Source organism: Streptomyces sp. NPDC057877 (genome assembly GCF_042796855.1).
Taxonomy (GTDB): domain Bacteria; phylum Actinomycetota; class Actinomycetes; order Streptomycetales; family Streptomycetaceae; genus Streptomyces.
Genome location: NZ_JBHVMS010000008.1, coordinates 380,916 through 397,115, shown reverse-complemented (window position 1 = coordinate 397,115; position 16,200 = coordinate 380,916). Strand labels below are relative to the sequence as shown.

The window sequence follows — 16,200 nt, the reverse complement described above, 5'->3', positions numbered from 1 at the left end:
GTCTCACCCAGTGGCGCGGGCCACCGCGAACACCCGTCGGAACGGGAACGGCGTGCCGTACGGCCCGCTCGGATACGCCTCGCGCAACGCTGCCCGGTACTCGCCCAGGAACGCGTCCCGGGCCTGCGGGTCGTCCCTGAGGGCCGTCAGGACGGGGCGGAGGCCTGTTCCCTTCACCCAGTCCAGGACGGGGTCCTGGCCGGTCAGCAGATGGATGTACGTCGTCTCCCAGGCGTCCACGGTGCAGCCGAGGGACGTGAGGCGGGAGAGGTAGGCCTCGGGGGTGAGGACGGCGTCGTCGTGGCGGAGGGTCGCGGCGAGGCGGTCGCGCCAGCGGGGGGACTCGGCGAGGTCGCGCATCAGGCGGTGGCTGGGGGCGTCGAAGTTGCCGGGGACCTGGAAGGCGAGGGTGCCGCCGGGGGCGAGCGCGGCGATCCAGTCGGGGAAGCGGTCGGCGTGGCCCGGCACCCACTGGAGGGTGGCGTTGCTGATGATCAGGTCGTGGGAGCCGGGCGCGGGCGCCCAGGTGCGGGCGTCGGCCGCCTCGAAGGCCAGCCTGGGGTGGTCGGCCCGCGCCTTCGCGAGCATTTCGGGGGAGTTGTCGTAGCCGGTGATCCGGGCGGTGGGCCAGCGGTCGGCGAGCAGGGCCGTGACGTTGCCGGGGCCGCACCCCAGGTCGGCGATGCGCACGGGGTCGCCGGGCACGCGGGCCAGCAGGTCCAGGAACGGGCGGGCGCGGTGGTCGGCGTGGCGCAGGTACTGGGCCGGGTCCCAGCCGGGGGCAGCGTTCGTCATGCGACCAGCCTGGCCATCAAGATGTCTTGACGTCAAGAGACTTCACGTCGACACAACCACTACACTGATCGCCATGGAGGACGAGGTCGATCGGCTGGTCGCAGCATGGCGCCGGGAGCGCCCTGACCTCGACGTGGAACCGCTCGAGGTACTCAGCCGGGTGAGCAGACTGGCCCGGCACCTGGACCGCGCCCGCCGTCTGGCGTTCGCCGAGCACAGCCTGGAGCCCTGGGAGTTCGACGTACTGACCGCGCTCAGGCGCGCGGGGACGCCGTACCAGCTCTCCCCCGGACAACTGCTCACCCAGACCCTGGTCACCTCCGGCACGATGACCAACCGCATCGACCGCCTGGCCAAGAAGGGCCTGGTCGAACGCCTGCCCGACCCCAGCGACCGGCGCGGCGTCCTGGTCCGCCTCACCCCCGAGGGCCGCGACCGCGCGGACCAGGCCCTGGCGGGCCTCCTGGACCAGGAGCGCGCCATCCTCGCCGAACTCTCCCACGCCCAGCGCGGCGAACTGGCCGCCCTGCTGCGCCAGCTGACCGCCCCGTTCGACAACATCCCGGGTTAGGCCCACGCGGCGCGCACCCGCCCCTAGGCCAACTGCCCGCCCCGTTCCACCACGTCCCCGGTCAGGTCCACCGGCCCCACCCCCGCCCGCCGCGCCAACGCCACCGCCGCGAGCGTGGAGTGCACCCCCAGCTTCCCGAGGACGTTCTGCATATGCGTCCGTACGGTGTGCGGGGACAGGTACAGCCGCTCCGCGACCGCCTTCCGCCCCAGCCCCGCGACCATGCAGCGCAGCACCTCCCGCTCCCGCGGCGTCAGCGACTCCACGAGCCGTTCGCTCTCGGTGCGGTGCTTGCGGGCGGCGGTCAGCTCCCGCAGCACGCCCGTGAGCAGCGCGGGCGGCAGATGCGTCTCGTCGCGCAGCACGCCCCGTATCACCGTCAGCAGCCGGGACAGCGAGCAGTCCTTCGCCACCCAGCCGGACGCCCCGGCCTGCAACGCGAGCGCGGCCCGGCGCGCGTCGTCCCGCTCGGCGAGTACGACGATCCGCACCGCGGGCTGCGCGGACCGCACCCCGGCGACCAGCGACAGCCCGTCGACGAGCCCTTCCTCACCGTTCTCCCGCATGGGCACGGCAGCGGGCCGGACGCCCGGCGCCGTGCCGCCCAGATCGGCGTCGACGAGCAGCACATCGAACCGGCGGCCTTCGGCAGCCGCCCGCTCCAGACTGCGCAGCGCGGCGGGACCGCTCCCGGCCGCGGACACGTCGACATCGGGCTCGGCGGCCAACGCCGCGGCGAGCGACTCCGCGAAGATGCGGTGATCGTCGACGACCAGCACTCGGATGCGAACCACGAAACCCCCTTCCCCAAGCTCTACACGAGCAGGGGATCACCCCATCGTCGGGAGCCGACGACCGGTGCGGGCACGACACCCGAAGCTCCCGGGTTTCCTTGGGATCGCTTCCCCCCGGAATGGGTCGCCGCAGCCACACGGCCGCCGCCGTGCAGAGACTGCTACCCCCACTTCGGGTGTCGTACCCGACTTGTCTCGCCCCCTGGACAGCACCGGCCCCCACCGGTGCTGTCCATCAGAGTACGGGCGGGGGCCCCCAGGGGAAGGAAATTCGCAGAACTGGCTGCCCAGCGCGTTTATGGTGTGCCGCATGTTTCGTCTAGAGACAGAAGTCGACAAGGCTCGACGCGATCTGCTCCGCACCCGTCTGCGGGACACCAACACCCTGGCGTCCCCGATCCTGCAGTCCCTGCGCGGCACCCCCGGTGAACACGACACCCCGCTGCACATCTGGGCCATGGACGGCCAGGACGCCCTCGCGGGCGGCCTCGTCGGCTACACCTGGGCGACCTGGCTGCACGTCACCCACCTCTGGGTCGACGCCGCCCACCGCGGCGGCGGCCTCGGCTCCCGCCTCCTCGCGGAGGCGGAACACCTCGCCGCCACGGAACGCGGCTGCCGGGCGTCCCGCCTGGAGACCTGGGACTTCCAGGCCCCCGGCTTCTACACCAGGCTCGGCTACGACATCGTCTGCGTGATCGACGACTATCCGCCGGGCATCACGGAGTACACCCTGACGAAGCGGCTGGCCTAGGTGTATCGGCCCCCAGGGCCGAGGACCCGGTCGAGCCCCTACCGGACCCGCCGCGCGCCCTGCGCGGGCACCGCCTCGAACACCCGTGGCGCGATGAACCCGGCCTGCGCGAAGGCCTCCCCGACCGCCTTGGTGATCGCGTCGACGTCGGCCGCCTCCGCCAGCACGATGGCCGAGCCGCCGAAGCCGCCGCCGGTCATCCGGGCGCCGAGCGCGCCCGCGGCCAGGGCGGTGTCGACGACGAGGTCCAGCTCCGGGCAGGAGATCCGGAAGTCGTCGCGCAGGGAGGCGTGCCCCTCGACCAGGACGGGCCCGATGGCGCGGGTCTCGCCCGCCTCCAGGAGCGACACGACCCGCTCGACGCGCTCGTCCTCGGTCACCACGTGGCGCACCAGACGGCGGACCTCCTCCTCGTCGCCCAGCCGTTCCAGCGCCGCGTCCAACCCGTCGTAGGGGACGTCCCGCAGGGCGTCGACGCCCAGCAGCGCCGCGCCCTTCTCGCAGCCCGCGCGGCGCTTGCCGTACTCGCCCTCGCTGTGGGAGTGCTTGACGCGGGTGTCGACGACGAGCAGCCGCATGCCCTCCGCCGCCAGGTCGAAGGGGATCTGCTGCTGGGCCAGGTCGCGGGTGTCCAGGAACAGCGCGTGGCCCGCCGCGCAGCAGGCGGACGCCGTCTGGTCCATGATGCCGACGGGCGCGCCCACGTAGACGTTCTCCGCGCGCTGGCACAGCCGCGCCAGTTGCCAGCCCCGCAGCCCGAGCCCGTGGAGGTCGTTCAGCGCGAGCGCGACCACGACCTCGAGGGCCGCCGACGACGACAGCCCCGCGCCCGCCGGGACGGTGGAGGCCAGATGGATGTCGGCGCCGGTCACGGCGTGTCCGGCCGCCCGCAGCGCCCACACCACACCCGACGGGTACGCGGTCCACTCCCGGTCCGCCTCCGGCACCAGGGCGTCCACGTGCAGCTCGACGACGCCGCCCTCGACGTCCGCCGAGTGCAGCCGCAGGACGCCGTCCGTGCGCCGGGCCACCGCCGCGACCGCCGTGTGCGGGAGGGCGAACGGCATCACGAAGCCGTCGTTGTAGTCGGTGTGCTCGCCGATGAGGTTGACGCGGCCGGGCGCGGCCCACACCCCGTCCGGCGCGCTCCCGTACAGCTGTGTGAACCGCTCAGCGACCTCGGCCGCCGCCGTATCGACGCTCATCCCAACCTCTCCTTGCCTGCCTGCTACTTGCCGCGCCGCTGCGCGAAGGCCCATGCGTCGGCGACGATGCCCGCGAGATCCGTACGGGTCGGGTTCCAGCCGAGCCGTGCCCGCGCGGTGTCGGCGGCGGCGACCAGGACGGCGGGGTCACCGCCGCGCCGGGGGGCCACGACCTCCGGGATCGGCTGCCCCGTCACCCGCCGGACCGTCTCGACGACCTCGCGCACGGAGAAGCCGCTGCCGTTGCCGAGGTTGCAGATCAGGTGCTCACCGGGAGCCGCCGCCGCCAGCGCCAGCAGATGGGCCTCGGCCAGGTCGGCGACATGGATGTAGTCACGGACACACGTGCCGTCCGGCGTCGGGTAGTCGTCGCCGTACACGGAGATGGACTCCCGCCGCCCCTGCGCGACCTGGAGCACCAGCGGGATCAGATGGGACTCGGGGTCGTGCCGCTCGCCGAACTCCCCGTACGCACCGGCCACGTTGAAGTAGCGCAGCGAGACCGCCCCCAGCCCATGAGCCACCGCTTCACCGCTGATCATATGGTCGACGGCGAGCTTGGAGGCGCCGTAGGGATTGGTCGGCCGGGTGGCGGCCGTCTCGACGATGGGGACCTGCTCGGGCTCGCCGTAGGTGGCGGCCGTGGAGGAGAAGACGAGCCGTCGCACGCCCGCCTCCCGCATGGCGCCCAGCAGGGCCATGGTGCCGCCGACGTTGTTGTCCCAGTACTTCTCGGGCTTGGCGACGGACTCGCCGACCTGGGACGAGGCGGCGAAGTGCAGCACCCCGTCGTACGAGGAATCCAGCCATTTGGCGGCATCGCGGATGTCACCCTCGACGAACGAGGCCCCCGCCGGGACCCCTTCGCGGAACCCGGTGGACAGGTCGTCGAGCACGACGACCTCGTGCCCGGCCTCCAGCAGATGCTGGGCGACCACACTGCCCACGTACCCCGCCCCGCCGGTCACCAGGTACTTCCCGCTCATGAACTCGCTACCTCTCGCAGTCGCTCGGCCGCGCGCTCCGGCGGCACGTCGTTGATGAACACGTTCATGCCGGACTCGGAGCCCGCGAGGAACTTCAGCTTGCCGGAGGTTCGGCGGATGGTGAAAAGCTCCAGGTGCAGCGCGAAGTCGTCACGGTTGACGCCGTCGAACTGCTCCAGCTGGCCGAACGGCGCCTGGTGCCAGGCGGCGATGTACGGCGTCGGAGGCTCACCCTCGGTGCCCTCCCCTCCCTCCCGCCCGTCGAAGATCCGGTCGAAGCGCCTCAACAGTTCCAGATAGACCTGGGGAAACTCTGTGCGCGCCGCCTCGTCGAGCCCCAGCAGGTCGGGCACCCGGCGGCGCGGGTACAGATGCACCTCGTACGGCCAGTGCGCGGCGTACGGCACGAAGGCGACCCAGTGTTCACCCTGCAGGACGACCCGCTCCCCGGCGAGTTCCCGCTCCAGGACGGCGTCGAAGAGGTTCTCGCCGCCGGTGGCCTCCTTGTGGGCGGCGACCTGACGCAGCATCAACGCGGTGCGCGGCGTGGTGAAGGGGTACGCGTAGATCTGCCCGTGCGGGTGCTGGAGCGTGACGCCGATCTCCGCCCCACGGTTCTCAAAACAGAACACCTGCTCCACGGAAGGCAGATGGGACAACTCAGCCGTGCGATCGGTCCACGCGTCCAGCACCAGCCGCGCCTGCTCGTCGCTCAGATCGGCGAAGGCGGCGTCGTGGTCGGAGGTGAAGCAGACGACCTCACACCGCCCCGAGTCCCCGGCCAGCGAGGGGAAGCGATTCTCGAAGACGACCACGTCGTACGACGAGTCGGGGATCTCACTCAGCCGCTCACCCTGCGACGGGCACAGCGGGCACTCGTCGGCGGGCGGGTGGTAGGTGCGCCCCTGCCGGTGCGAGGCGATGGCGACGGCGTCGCCCAGCAGCGCGTCGGGCCGGATCTCGGAGGTGGTGACGGTCGGTTCCAGCGGACGCCGGTCGACCGCCGCGCGCACGACGTCGTCGCGCAGGTCGTAGTAGATCAGCTCACGACCGTCGGCCAGCCGGGACGAGGTCTTCTTCACCAGTGCTCCCGCCACTCTTCAAACATAACCAAACACATCGAAACACAACTCACCACACCCGTCAACATCACAATCAAACAAAGAGCATCAACAGAAGTGTTCAATTACTGAACGCGGAGGCGTAGGTTCCGCGCTGTATCGGTTCGCACAACGAAGCGAGTACATATGCAAACCCCCACATACATGCCCACCTACCTCGCCGCCGAGCTACGGCTCCCCACGAACTGGCTCGACTACCTGATCCTCGGCATCTACTTCGTCGCGGTCCTCGGCATCGGATTCGCGGCCCGCCGCTCCGTCAAGACCAGCCTGGACTTCTTCCTCTCGGGCCGCTCGCTCCCGGCCTGGGTCACCGGCCTCGCGTTCATCGCCGCCAACCTGGGCGCCACCGAGATCCTCGGCATGGCCGCCAACAGCGCGCAGTACGGCGTCTACACCACCCACTGGTACTGGATCGGCGCGGTCCCGGCCATGGTCTTCCTGGGCCTGGTGATGATGCCGTTCTACTACGGCTCCAAGGTCCGCTCGGTCCCCGAGTTCCTGCTCCTGCGCTTCGACCGGGGAGCGCACCTGCTCAGCTCGATCCTGTTCGCCTTCGCGGCGATCCTCATCGCGGGCGTCAACCTCTACGCGCTGGCGATCGTCGTCGAGGCCCTGCTCGGCTGGCCGGAGTGGGTCTCCATCGTCGTGGCGGGCTTCTTCGTCCTCGCCTACATCACCCTGGGCGGCCTCTCCTCGGCGATCTACAACGAGGTCCTCCAGTTCTTCGTCATCCTCGCCGCGCTGATCCCGATCACCGTCCTGGGCCTGAAGAAGGCGGGCGGCTGGGACGGTCTGTCCGACACCCTCGGCCAGAGCCACGGCGACGACTTCATGACGGCGTGGGGCGGCACGGGCATCGGCGAGGCGAACCCGCTGGGCGCGAACTGGCTGACGATCGTGCTGGGGCTGGGCTTCGTGCTCTCCTTCGGCTACTGGACGACGAACTTCGCGGAGGTCCAGCGAGCCCTCTCCGCGAAGAACCTCTCGGCGGCCCAGCGCACCCCGCTGATCGCGGCGTTCCCCAAGATCTTCATCGTCTTCCTGGTGATGATCCCGGGCCTGGTGGCCGCGGCCCTGGTCCCCCGGTTCGGCACGCCCGAGTCGGGCTACCAGTACAACGACGCGATCCCCTACCTCATGCGGGAGCTGCTCCCCAACGGTGTCCTGGGCATCGCGGTCACCGGTCTCCTCGCCGCCTTCATGGCGGGCATGGCGGCCAACGTGTCGTCCTTCAACACGGTCTTCACGAACGACATCTGGGCGAAGTACGTGGTCCGTGGCCGCGAGGACACCTACTACGTCCGGTTCGGCCGCCTCATCACCGCGGTCGGCGTCCTCGCCTCCATCGGCACGGCGTTCCTGGCGTCCTCCTTCTCCAACATCATGAGCTACCTCCAGACGCTGTTCTCCTTCTTCAACGTGCCGATGTTCGTGGTCTTCATCATCGGCATGTTCTGGCGGCGGGCGTCGATGAAGTCGGGCTTCTGGGGCCTGCTGGCGGGCACCACGGCCGCGATGATCAACTACTTCGTCATCTACAAGCAGGACATCATCGACATCCCCAGCGACCAGGGCGCCAACTTCGTCTCGGCGATCGCGGGCTTCGTCGCCGGTGCGGTGGTCATGTTCGCGGTCAGCCTCTTCACCGCGCCCAAGCCCGCGGAGGACCTGCAAGGGCTGGTCTACGGCACCCGCTCCCCCGGCATGGACGAACCGCCCGCCGCGGGCGACGACGCGTGGTACCGCAAGCCCGCGCTGCTCGGGTGGGGGGCGATCGTGCTGGCGGCGGCCTGCTACATCCCGTTCTCCTTCTGACGTCTCCGATCGGGAGTGTGACCGACCATGTCCGAACACCACGAGTACTCCGAGCGTGACGTCCAGCGCGAGGTCTCCGAACTGGAGACCAGGTCCGCGACGGCGGCACGCCTCTTCGACATCCGGCGCATCATCGGCATCCTGTTCGTCCTCTACGGCGTCATCGTCACGATCGCCGGATTCACCGCGTCCGACGCGGACATCGACAAGGCGGAGGGCGTCAACATCAACCTCTGGACCGGCCTGGCGATGCTCCTGCTGGGCCTGTTCTTCCTGACCTGGCTGAAACTACGCCCCACGGCTCCGCCACCCCCGCCGGTTTCGGATACGGAGCCTTCTGACCACCCCTGACCGGTGCACGGTACGGGTGCGCGCGCGGGGGCGGGTAGCGCGACCCGGCGCTGACGGGGCGCCGCTGCGCCCACCCTCCCCCAGGTCACCCGCCCGGGCGGGACGCTCACGCGTCCGGGCGGGAGGCCCGGTCCAGAAGGCCCGTTCGGGCCGCCAACGCCGCCGCCTCCAGGCGGGAGCCGACGCCCAGTTTCATGAGGACGCGTTGGACGTGGGTGCGGGCCGTGGAGGGGGCGATGCCCATGCCCGCGGCGATGAGGCGGGTGTCCTCGCCCTCGGCGACCCGGACGAGGACCTCCACCTCACGGGGGGTCAGCATCTGCAGGAGCCGCTGGCCCTCGTCGTCCGGCTGCTCGGCCGGGTTCAGCAGCTCGCTGAACGCCCCTTGCAGCAGCGCGGGCGCCACCGCCGCCTCCCCCGCCCGCGCCTTCATGATGGCCCGCTCCACGCCCTCTATGCGCTCATCGTGCCGCACGTACCCCGACGCCCCGGCCGCGAAGGCCGCCGCGATCCCCCGAGGGCTCGGCACCGGCCCGAGCACCAGCACCGCCACCTGCGGCCGCTCCCGCTTGATCTTCAGCACCGGGTCGAACACCCCGGGCTCCGCGGGAACGGCCGTCCCCAGCAGGCACACCTCCGGCGCCCGCGCGATCACCAGCTCCGCCGCACCCGCGGCGGGCGCCGCCGCGGCCAGCACCCGGTGCCCCCGCAGCTTCAGCGCGGAGGCCAACGCCTCGGCAAGCAGACGGTGGTCGTCGACCACCATGAGCCGCACTCCCATCGAGCAACCCCCCAGTCCCCCCAACGGACGCCCACTATGGATGCCCGGAGGCCCACACGGAAAGACCCCCCTGACGCCAGCCGGCCCCACGACGTCAGCTCTCCGACATGCTCCCGGAAGCTACACGCTCACTCGGCGTTGCGCTGCCCCTACCGGGGAACCTTTCACGCCCCCACGCCGAAAGCGATCACCAGGTACTCCTGATCGCCCGAACTGGACTCACTCGCGTACACATCGGACATGTACAGCCGCCCCTGCGCGTACACGAACTCCGCGTACTCCGGCAGCATGCTGCTCTCCACGTCCCGCACGGACTCCGTCGCCGGGTTCTCCAGCAGCTTCGTCTCCTTGAACGACGCACCGTCGATGCTGACGATCTGCCCGCCCTTGTCGTACGGCGGACGCTTGTACGCGAGCACGTTCGGCCCGTCCATCCGCAGCGGAGTGATCGTGTACCCGTCGCCCGCGTCCGCCCGCTGCCCGGTCTGCTTCCCGGTCGCGAGGTCGAAGGCGACGATCTCGTTGGTCTGGCTGTACGACTCCCCGCTGCCGTCGTGCTCCTCGGTCGGCACGTACAGCCGGTCGCTGCCGACCGCGATCCCCGAGCAGTCCTCGATCCGGGAGATGCCGTCGCACTCCGCGGCGTAGGTGTCGCCCGGCGCGGAGATCCGGGTGCGCAGCTCGCCGGTCTTGTTGTCGATGGAGAAGAAGTCCGAGATGCCGCTGCCGTCCCCGGCCGAGTCACCGACGTCCGCGGCCACGACCAGCGGGTCCGTCGAGACGACGCTCGCGTACTCGATGCCCTCGGTCATCTTGTACTCGGAGATCACCTTCCCGGACTGCGGGTCGATGGTCTGGATGTGCAGTTGCCGCTGGTCGTACGACCCGCACTTGCGCACCGCGACCAGCTTCGCGCCACCGCCGTACCCGGCGTCGTAGCAGGTGTCCGCGGCCTTCGGCGCCCACAGGGACTTGCCGGTCTTGATGTCGAAGGCGGCGCCGCCACTCGTGCTGCCGACGGCCACGGTGTTCGCGCTGACGGTGACGTTGTCGAAGCGGATGGACTGGTCGCCGGTCTTGGCGGTCTCCTCCCACAGCTTCTTGCCGGTGTCGAGGTTGATCGCCGCGACCTGGCTGCACCCGGCGGAGGAGTTCTTGTCCGGCATCTCGGGCTGGAAGATGACGGCGGTCAGATTGTCCTCGGTCTTGAACCGGCTGGCCTGGCACACCGGCCCGGACAGCGGGATCGTCCACTTCTTGGTGCCCTTGTCGGGGTCGTAGCCGACGATCTCGGCGATCCCGCTCTTGGCGTACACGTCGTCGGTCAGCCAGGAGCCCTCCGTGACGACGCTGTCGTCCTTGGCGACCTTGGGCGCGGGCACCTGGAAGAGCACCTTGGAGGCCGGGTCGGACGGCACCTTCTCCGAGCCCTTGGACGACGTCCCGCCCTTCGCGTCACCGCCGTCGCCGCCGCCACCGTCACCACCGCCACTGGTGCTGGCGGTGTCGTCCTTGCCGCCGTCGTCGGACGAACTGGCGTACCACACACCGCCGCCGACGATCAGCGCGATCGCCACCACCGCGGAGACGATGATGGCCACCTGCGCGTTGATCTTGCCGCCGCCACCGCCGGACGGCGGCCCGGGCTGGGTCTGCATCGGCACGGTGGCACCCGGGTGGCCGTACCCGTACCCACCTTGCGGAACGGTGTAGGGGTTGGGGTTGGGCTGCTGGCCCGGGTACCCGTACCCGGGCTGGGGCGTGGGCGGTCCCTGCGGCGGAACCGGAGGGGTCTGCGGATACCCGTACCCCGGCTGCCCACCGGGCGGGGGCGGGGTGGGCGCACCGAAGCCACCCCCCTGCGGGGGCTGGTTGGGCGGCGGAGGCGGCGGCTGGGTCATGACGTGGGTTACCTCGTGAAGCTCGTGAGACAGACAGAACGGCGGGAAGGAAGGGGACGCGGGGAACGGAACGGAACGGCCGGGAGGGCTACTTGCCGTAGGCAAGCATCAGCTTCTCCTTGGAGTCGTCGTTCCCGGACAGCCGCGTGGTGGAGATGTAGAAGCGGCCGTCGACCCAGTCGATGTCCCGGGAGAAGAAGCCGCGCTCGACCTCGGACGCGCCCTGCGGGTTCTGGAGCAGCTTGACGGGCTCGTGGCTGCCGCTGGTCGTCGGGATGGACACGACCTGCCCGCCCCCGTCGTACGTCGCCTGGACGTAGGCGACGAGCTTGCCGCCCTCCACCTTCAGCGGCTGCATCGCGCTGTCCGTCGGCGACTTCACCCGCCACTTCTCCTTGCCGTTGGAGAGGCTGATGGCGACGATCTCGTTGGCGCTGGCGGAGGACTCGGTCGGCAGGTACAGGGTGTCGTCGTCGACGGCGACACCCTCGCAGCCGGTGAGGTCACGCTGGAGGATGGCCCAGCCGCACTCGGGCGCGAAGTCCTCGTCGACCTCGACCTGCGCCCCGAAGGCACCGCCCGCGCCGAGGACGGAGATGTTCCACTGCTTCTTGTCCTCGTTGGTGCTGTAGACCACCAGCGGGTCGACGGAGTACGTACGGGCGACCCGCCACCCCTTGTCGAACTTCTGGGTCCACTTGGCCTTGCCGGTGGCCGGGTCCAGCTCCTGCACCTCGTCGTGCTCGCCCGCGGTGCCCGCGCCGCAGGACGCCACGGAGACCAGCCGCGCGCCGCCCGCGAACGCGGTGGGGAAGCAGGCGTCGCCGTACTTCTCCTTGTCGAACAGCTTCTTGCCGGTCGTCACGTCGTACCCGGTGCCGGACTGGGAGCGGCCGACCATCAGGGTGTTGCCGGTGATGGACAGCTCGATGCTGAGCGCGCTGTCGAACAGCCCGCCGTCGGCGACCTCACCGCTCCAGCCCTTCTCGCCGGTGGCGAGGTCGATCTCCTGGAGCTGGTTGCACTTGGCGCGGTCGCTGGCGCCGTTCATGTAGGCGACGACGATCTTGTCGTCGGCCGTCTTCTCCGCGGTGGTCGCGCAGATCTTCTGGTCGAAGGTGATCGGGTCCCAGGTGGGGTTGCCGTCGCCGACGTTGTAGGCGAACAGCTGCTTGTACGCCGCCTTCACCGCGGTCTTGCCGGTGATCCACATGCCCTCGGCGTCGGCACCGGAACCGGGCGCGTCGGGCGCCTCCTTGTACCAGAGCACCTTCGCCTCACCGGCCTGGCGGCCCTCGTTGAGGTTCTCGGGGTCCTCGCCGCCGTCGCCGCTGCCGTCGCCGGGGTTGACCGGGGCACCGCTGTCGGTGGGCTTGGCGTCGTCGGTCTGCTGGGCGACCGGCTTCTTCTTGCCCTTGCCGTCGTCGTCACCGCCGGACACCGCGAACACGGTGGCCCCGGCGACCAGCAGCACGGCCACCGCGGCGCCGATGACGACGGCGGGCTTGCCCTTGAAGGGGTTGCGCGAGCCGCCGCCGGGCGGCGGGGTGCCGGGCGCGCCCGGGAACTGCGGCTGCGGATAGCCGTATCCGGGCTGCTGCGGCTGCCCGTACGGGCCGGGCGTCTGGTACGGGCCCGGGGTGTTGTACGGCCCCGGCTGTCCGTACGGCCCGGGCGGTGCGGGCTGCTGCGGATAGCCGTAGCCCGGCTGCGGCGGACCGGCCGGGGGCGGCGGCGTCGAGGGCGTCTGCGGAGCCCCGAAGCCACCTCCCTGGGGCGCGCCGGGCGGTGTGCCCGGCGGCGTCGGGTCCTGCGGCGCTCCGAAACCACCCTGCTGTGGCGGCTGGTTGGGCGGCTGCGTCATCAGCGGCTTCCCCCGTTCCTCACTGATTTCTAGCCAGTTCTGGCCAGCTTCGGCCAGTTCTCAGACGGCCCTTTCTATCACCCGGCACCGACAGCGCGACGGGCCGCGTCCGCCCCTGTTCCCAAGGGAGGACCGGCCCGTGATGCCCTCGTTACGCGCCTTCACGCCCCCTTCACGCGACGCGCGCGCCCTGCACCGCAACGGCGTCGAGCGCCTACGCGTCCTCGGCGAGTTCGAGCCAGCGCAGCTCCAGCTCCTCCCGCTCACCGGCCAGCTTGCGCAGCTCGGCGTCGAGTTCGGCCACCTTGGCGAAGTCGGTCGCGCTCTCGGCGATGGCGGTGTGCAGCCTGCTCTCCCGCTCGGACACCTTGTCCAACTGCCGCTCGACGCGCTGGAGTTCCTTCTTCGCGGCGCGCTGGTCGGCGGCGCTCCTCTCGGTGGTGGGCTTGACGGCGGCGACCGGTGACGAGGCCGCCGCGGCCTCCTCCATGCGCTGCCGCCGCTCCAGGTACTCGTCGATGCCGCGCGGCAGCATCCGCAGGGCGCCGTCACCGAGCAGGGCGAACACCCGGTCGGTGGTCCGCTCGACGAAGAACCGGTCGTGGGAGATGACGATCATCGAGCCGGGCCAGCCGTCGAGGACGTCCTCGAGCTGGGTGAGGGTCTCGATGTCGAGGTCGTTGGTGGGCTCGTCGAGGAAGAGGACGTTGGGCTCGTCCATCAGCAGCCGCAGCAGCTGCAGCCGCCGCCGCTCACCGCCGGACAGGTCCCCGACCGGCGTCCACTGCTTCTCCTTGCCGAAGCCGAACGTCTCGCACAGCTGGCCCGCGGTCATCTCGCGCCCCTTGCCGAGGTCGACGCGCTCGCGCACCGCCTGGACGGCCTCCAGCACCCGCCAGGCCGGGTTCAGCTCGGCGACCTCCTGGGACAGGTAGGCGAGCCTGACGGTCTTGCCGACCTTCACCCGCCCCGCGGCGGGCTGCTCCTCGCCCTCGCTGAACGCCGCGTCCGCCATGGCCCGCAGCAGCGAGGTCTTGCCCGCGCCGTTGACGCCGACGAGACCGATCCGGTCACCGGGGCCGAGCTGCCAGGTCACATGCTTCAGCAGCACCTTGGGCCCGGCCTGGACGGTGACGTCCTCGAGGTCGAAGACGCTCTTGCCGAGCCGGGAGGAGGCGAACTTCATCAGCTCGGAGGTGTCCCGGGGCGGCGGTACGTCCTTGATCAGCTCGTTGGCCGCCTCCACCCGGAACCGCGGCTTCGACGTCCGCGCGGGCGCGCCGCGCCGCAGCCAGGCCAGCTCCTTGCGGACCAGGTTCTGCCGCTTGACCTCCTCGGTGGCGGCGATGCGCTCGCGCTCGGCGCGGGCGAAGACGTAGTCGGAGTAGCCGCCCTCGTACTCGAAGACGTCACCGCGCTGTACATCCCACATGCGCGTGCACACCTGGTCCAGGAACCACCGGTCGTGGGTGACGCACACCAGCGCCGAGCGGCGCTCGCGCAGATGGCGGGCGAGCCAGGCGATGCCCTCGACGTCGAGGTGGTTGGTGGGCTCGTCGAGGACGATCAGGTCCTGCTCGTCGATGAGCAGCTTGGCCAGCGCGATCCGCCGCCGCTCACCACCGGAGAGCGGCCCGATGACGGTGTCCAGGCCCTGCGGGAACCCGGGCAGGTCGAGCCCGCCGAACAGCCCGGTCAGTACGTCCCTGATCTTGGCGTTCCCGGCCCACTCGTGGTCGGCGAGGTCCCGGATGACCTCGTGCCGGACCGTCGCCGTGGGGTCGAGGGAGTCGTGCTGGGTGAGGACGCCCATGCGCAGCCCGCCGGAGTGGGTGACCCGGCCGGTGTCCGCGTCCTCCAGCTTGGCGAGCATCCGGATGAGGGTGGTCTTGCCGTCGCCGTTGCGCCCGACGACGCCGATCCGGTCCCCCTCCGAGACGCCGAGGGAGATCCCGTCGAGCAGGGCACGGGTGCCGTACACCTTGCTGACGTTCTCGACATTGACGAGGTTGACGGCCATTTCACTCCTGCTGCGCGGGGACCGGTCAGCCTCCCAGCCTAATGCGCTCCGGTCGGTGACCGGCCCCCCGCCCGATCACCGGGCGGCGGCGGCCCGTACCTCGCCGAGCAGGTCGTACATCGTCTGGCCCGGGCACTCGGTGGCCAGCCAGTCGCGGTGGCCGCTCACGACCGGCACGTCCTTGGTGACGCCGTTGACCGGGTTGACGTAGGTGATCCGGGCCTGCGGGTCCAGGCCCTTGATCCGGGCGATCGCCCTGATCAGGCGGGTCAGGGACTCCTTGGCGGCGGGCGTGGGCCCGGTCGCGGTGAGGTCGCCGAGCAGGGCGATGCCCAGGTTGCCGGAGTTGTAGCCGCCGGTGTGGAAGGCGGTGACGACCCTGCCGTCCGCGTCGAAGCCGGGGACGCCGTCGTCGCCGGAGTAGCGGCCCTCGTAGACGTTGCCCGCCTCGTCGATGAGGAAGTGGTAGCCGATGTCGCCCCAGTCCAGGGTGACCGCGTGGTACTCGTAGATCGCCCGGATGGTCGCCGCGGGGTCCGGGTCGCCGTTCACGCCCGCCGTGTGGTGGACGGTGATCGACTGGAGCGGGTAGTACACCTCGGGCGAGTTGACGACGCCGTCCTTGTAGCGCTTGGACTCGTCGGCGCCCCACGCGGGCCGGGACAGATAGCGCACGCCCCGCACGCGTGTGGGCTCGGTCGGCACCTGGAAGGTCTCGCGCGGCCCGTCGGTGGTGTCGATGGCCAGCGAGCGCACGTCGGTCGCCCCCTCGGGTGCCTGGACCTCGTAGGCGGTGGCGTCACCGGCGGGCACCAGCGCCGTACCGCCGCCCTCGACGGTCGCGCAGCCGCAGGTCACCGGCTTGACGGTGCCCGCCTGCGTGCCGTTGGCGAACCGGATCGAGGCGCCGTCGGGGGCGCCGGTCCAGCGCAGCGCGACATAGGAGGCGGCGAGGGCGGTGGCGGCGGTGCCGGTGGCGGCCTCGGTGCGGGTGGCGGGGAACTTCCGGGGTGCCGTACCGGCGGGTCGCGCGCCCGCGGGGGTGGCCGCCGCGAAGGCGTCCGGGGTGAGGGCGGCTCCGACGGTCACGGCACCGGCGGCGCCGAGCACACCGCGGCGGGACAGGGGACGCGAGCGGGGGGTTTCGGACACGGGGTTGCCTTCCGTGGGGAGTGGTGGAGCGTCAACTCACCCTAGGGACAAGATCGTTGTCCGGCCGGAATTTGACGTGAAGACGCG

At 71.0% G+C, this 16,200-nt stretch carries 14 protein-coding genes; 4 read left to right on the top strand and 10 right to left on the bottom strand.

All coding sequences use genetic code 11. The features are described from left to right. Positions 1–3: 3 nt before the first annotated feature. Positions 4–795: a trans-aconitate 2-methyltransferase gene (locus ACFVQG_RS26030; protein ID WP_383387851.1), complete on the bottom strand. Its 792-nt coding sequence runs from the start codon at positions 793–795 to the stop codon at positions 4–6. A 73-nt stretch (positions 796–868) separates the two neighbouring features. Between ACFVQG_RS26030 and tamR the strand changes: the two genes are divergently transcribed. Next, entirely contained in the window at positions 869–1,366 is a 498-nt protein-coding gene (gene tamR / locus ACFVQG_RS26025) for a MarR family transcriptional regulator TamR (RefSeq protein ID WP_383387849.1), read from the top strand. Between the two features lie 23 nt (positions 1,367–1,389). Here tamR and ACFVQG_RS26020 read toward each other — a convergent pair whose 3' ends face one another. Beyond that, entirely contained in the window at positions 1,390–2,160 is a 771-nt protein-coding gene (locus tag ACFVQG_RS26020; protein WP_383387847.1) for a LuxR C-terminal-related transcriptional regulator, read from the bottom strand. Between the two features lie 298 nt (positions 2,161–2,458). Here ACFVQG_RS26020 and ACFVQG_RS26015 point away from each other — a divergent pair, with 298 nt between their 5' ends. Continuing rightward, positions 2,459–2,914, top strand: a complete 456-nt coding sequence (locus ACFVQG_RS26015; protein WP_383387845.1) for a GNAT family N-acetyltransferase — start codon at positions 2,459–2,461, stop codon at positions 2,912–2,914. A gap of 38 nt (positions 2,915–2,952) precedes the next feature. On the opposite strand, the gene galK is transcribed toward ACFVQG_RS26015, so the two are convergent. From galK to galT, 3 genes are read right to left on the bottom strand one after another with little or no spacing between them, the layout of a single operon-like run. Further along, complete coding sequence (galK, locus tag ACFVQG_RS26010; protein WP_383387844.1) at positions 2,953–4,119, bottom strand: galactokinase; 1,167 nt, start codon at positions 4,117–4,119, stop codon at positions 2,953–2,955. 23 nt (positions 4,120–4,142) lie between these two features. Continuing rightward, entirely contained in the window at positions 4,143–5,105 is a 963-nt protein-coding gene (galE, locus tag ACFVQG_RS26005) for a UDP-glucose 4-epimerase GalE (RefSeq protein WP_383387842.1), read from the bottom strand. Continuing rightward, complete coding sequence (gene galT / locus ACFVQG_RS26000; protein ID WP_383388112.1) at positions 5,102–6,187, bottom strand: galactose-1-phosphate uridylyltransferase; 1,086 nt, start codon at positions 6,185–6,187, stop codon at positions 5,102–5,104. The genes galE and galT overlap by 4 nt, the downstream gene beginning before the upstream one ends. 165 nt (positions 6,188–6,352) lie before the next feature. On the opposite strand from galT, the gene ACFVQG_RS25995 reads away from it, so the two are divergent. Beyond that, entirely contained in the window at positions 6,353–8,044 is a 1,692-nt protein-coding gene (locus tag ACFVQG_RS25995; protein ID WP_383387840.1) for a sodium:solute symporter family protein, read from the top strand. A 27-nt stretch (positions 8,045–8,071) separates the two neighbouring features. After that, the gene (locus tag ACFVQG_RS25990; protein ID WP_383387838.1) at positions 8,072–8,395 is read left to right on the top strand and encodes a hypothetical protein; all 324 of its coding nucleotides are present in this window, start codon (positions 8,072–8,074) and stop codon (positions 8,393–8,395) included. A 106-nt stretch (positions 8,396–8,501) separates the two neighbouring features. Here the strand turns inward: ACFVQG_RS25990 and ACFVQG_RS25985 are convergent, their stop codons facing one another. The 5 genes from ACFVQG_RS25985 to ACFVQG_RS25965 form a co-directional block, all read right to left on the bottom strand. Further along, the gene (locus ACFVQG_RS25985; RefSeq protein WP_383387836.1) at positions 8,502–9,176 is read right to left on the bottom strand and encodes a LuxR C-terminal-related transcriptional regulator; all 675 of its coding nucleotides are present in this window, start codon (positions 9,174–9,176) and stop codon (positions 8,502–8,504) included. Between the two features lie 164 nt (positions 9,177–9,340). After that, positions 9,341–11,077, bottom strand: coding sequence for a PQQ-binding-like beta-propeller repeat protein (locus ACFVQG_RS25980; RefSeq protein WP_383387834.1), 1,737 nt, complete (start codon positions 11,075–11,077; stop codon positions 9,341–9,343). Positions 11,078–11,165: 88 nt separating this feature from the next. Beyond that, positions 11,166–12,941, bottom strand: a complete 1,776-nt coding sequence (locus tag ACFVQG_RS25975; protein WP_383387833.1) for a PQQ-binding-like beta-propeller repeat protein — start codon at positions 12,939–12,941, stop codon at positions 11,166–11,168. A 214-nt stretch (positions 12,942–13,155) separates the two neighbouring features. Beyond that, complete coding sequence (locus tag ACFVQG_RS25970; protein ID WP_383387831.1) at positions 13,156–14,961, bottom strand: ABC-F family ATP-binding cassette domain-containing protein; 1,806 nt, start codon at positions 14,959–14,961, stop codon at positions 13,156–13,158. A gap of 75 nt (positions 14,962–15,036) precedes the next feature. Then, positions 15,037–16,113: a peptidoglycan recognition family protein gene (locus ACFVQG_RS25965; RefSeq protein WP_383387829.1), complete on the bottom strand. Its 1,077-nt coding sequence runs from the start codon at positions 16,111–16,113 to the stop codon at positions 15,037–15,039. Between the last annotated feature and the right edge of the window lie 87 nt (positions 16,114–16,200).

Coding starts and splice junctions, on each gene's coding strand:
- ACFVQG_RS26030 (WP_383387851.1), bottom strand. CDS start 795: ATGACGAACGCTGCCCCCGGCTGGGACCCGGCCCAGTACCTGCGCCAC.
- tamR (WP_383387849.1), top strand. CDS start 869: ATGGAGGACGAGGTCGATCGGCTGGTCGCAGCATGGCGCCGGGAGCGC.
- ACFVQG_RS26015 (WP_383387845.1), top strand. CDS start 2,459: ATGGTGTGCCGCATGTTTCGTCTAGAGACAGAAGTCGACAAGGCTCGA.
- galK (WP_383387844.1), bottom strand. CDS start 4,119: ATGAGCGTCGATACGGCGGCGGCCGAGGTCGCTGAGCGGTTCACACAG.
- galE (WP_383387842.1), bottom strand. CDS start 5,105: ATGAGCGGGAAGTACCTGGTGACCGGCGGGGCGGGGTACGTGGGCAGT.
- ACFVQG_RS25995 (WP_383387840.1), top strand. CDS start 6,353: ATGCAAACCCCCACATACATGCCCACCTACCTCGCCGCCGAGCTACGG.
- ACFVQG_RS25990 (WP_383387838.1), top strand. CDS start 8,072: ATGTCCGAACACCACGAGTACTCCGAGCGTGACGTCCAGCGCGAGGTC.
- ACFVQG_RS25985 (WP_383387836.1), bottom strand. CDS start 9,176: ATGGGAGTGCGGCTCATGGTGGTCGACGACCACCGTCTGCTTGCCGAG.
- ACFVQG_RS25980 (WP_383387834.1), bottom strand. CDS start 11,077: ATGACCCAGCCGCCGCCTCCGCCGCCCAACCAGCCCCCGCAGGGGGGT.
- ACFVQG_RS25975 (WP_383387833.1), bottom strand. CDS start 12,941: ATGACGCAGCCGCCCAACCAGCCGCCACAGCAGGGTGGTTTCGGAGCG.
- ACFVQG_RS25970 (WP_383387831.1), bottom strand. CDS start 14,961: ATGGCCGTCAACCTCGTCAATGTCGAGAACGTCAGCAAGGTGTACGGC.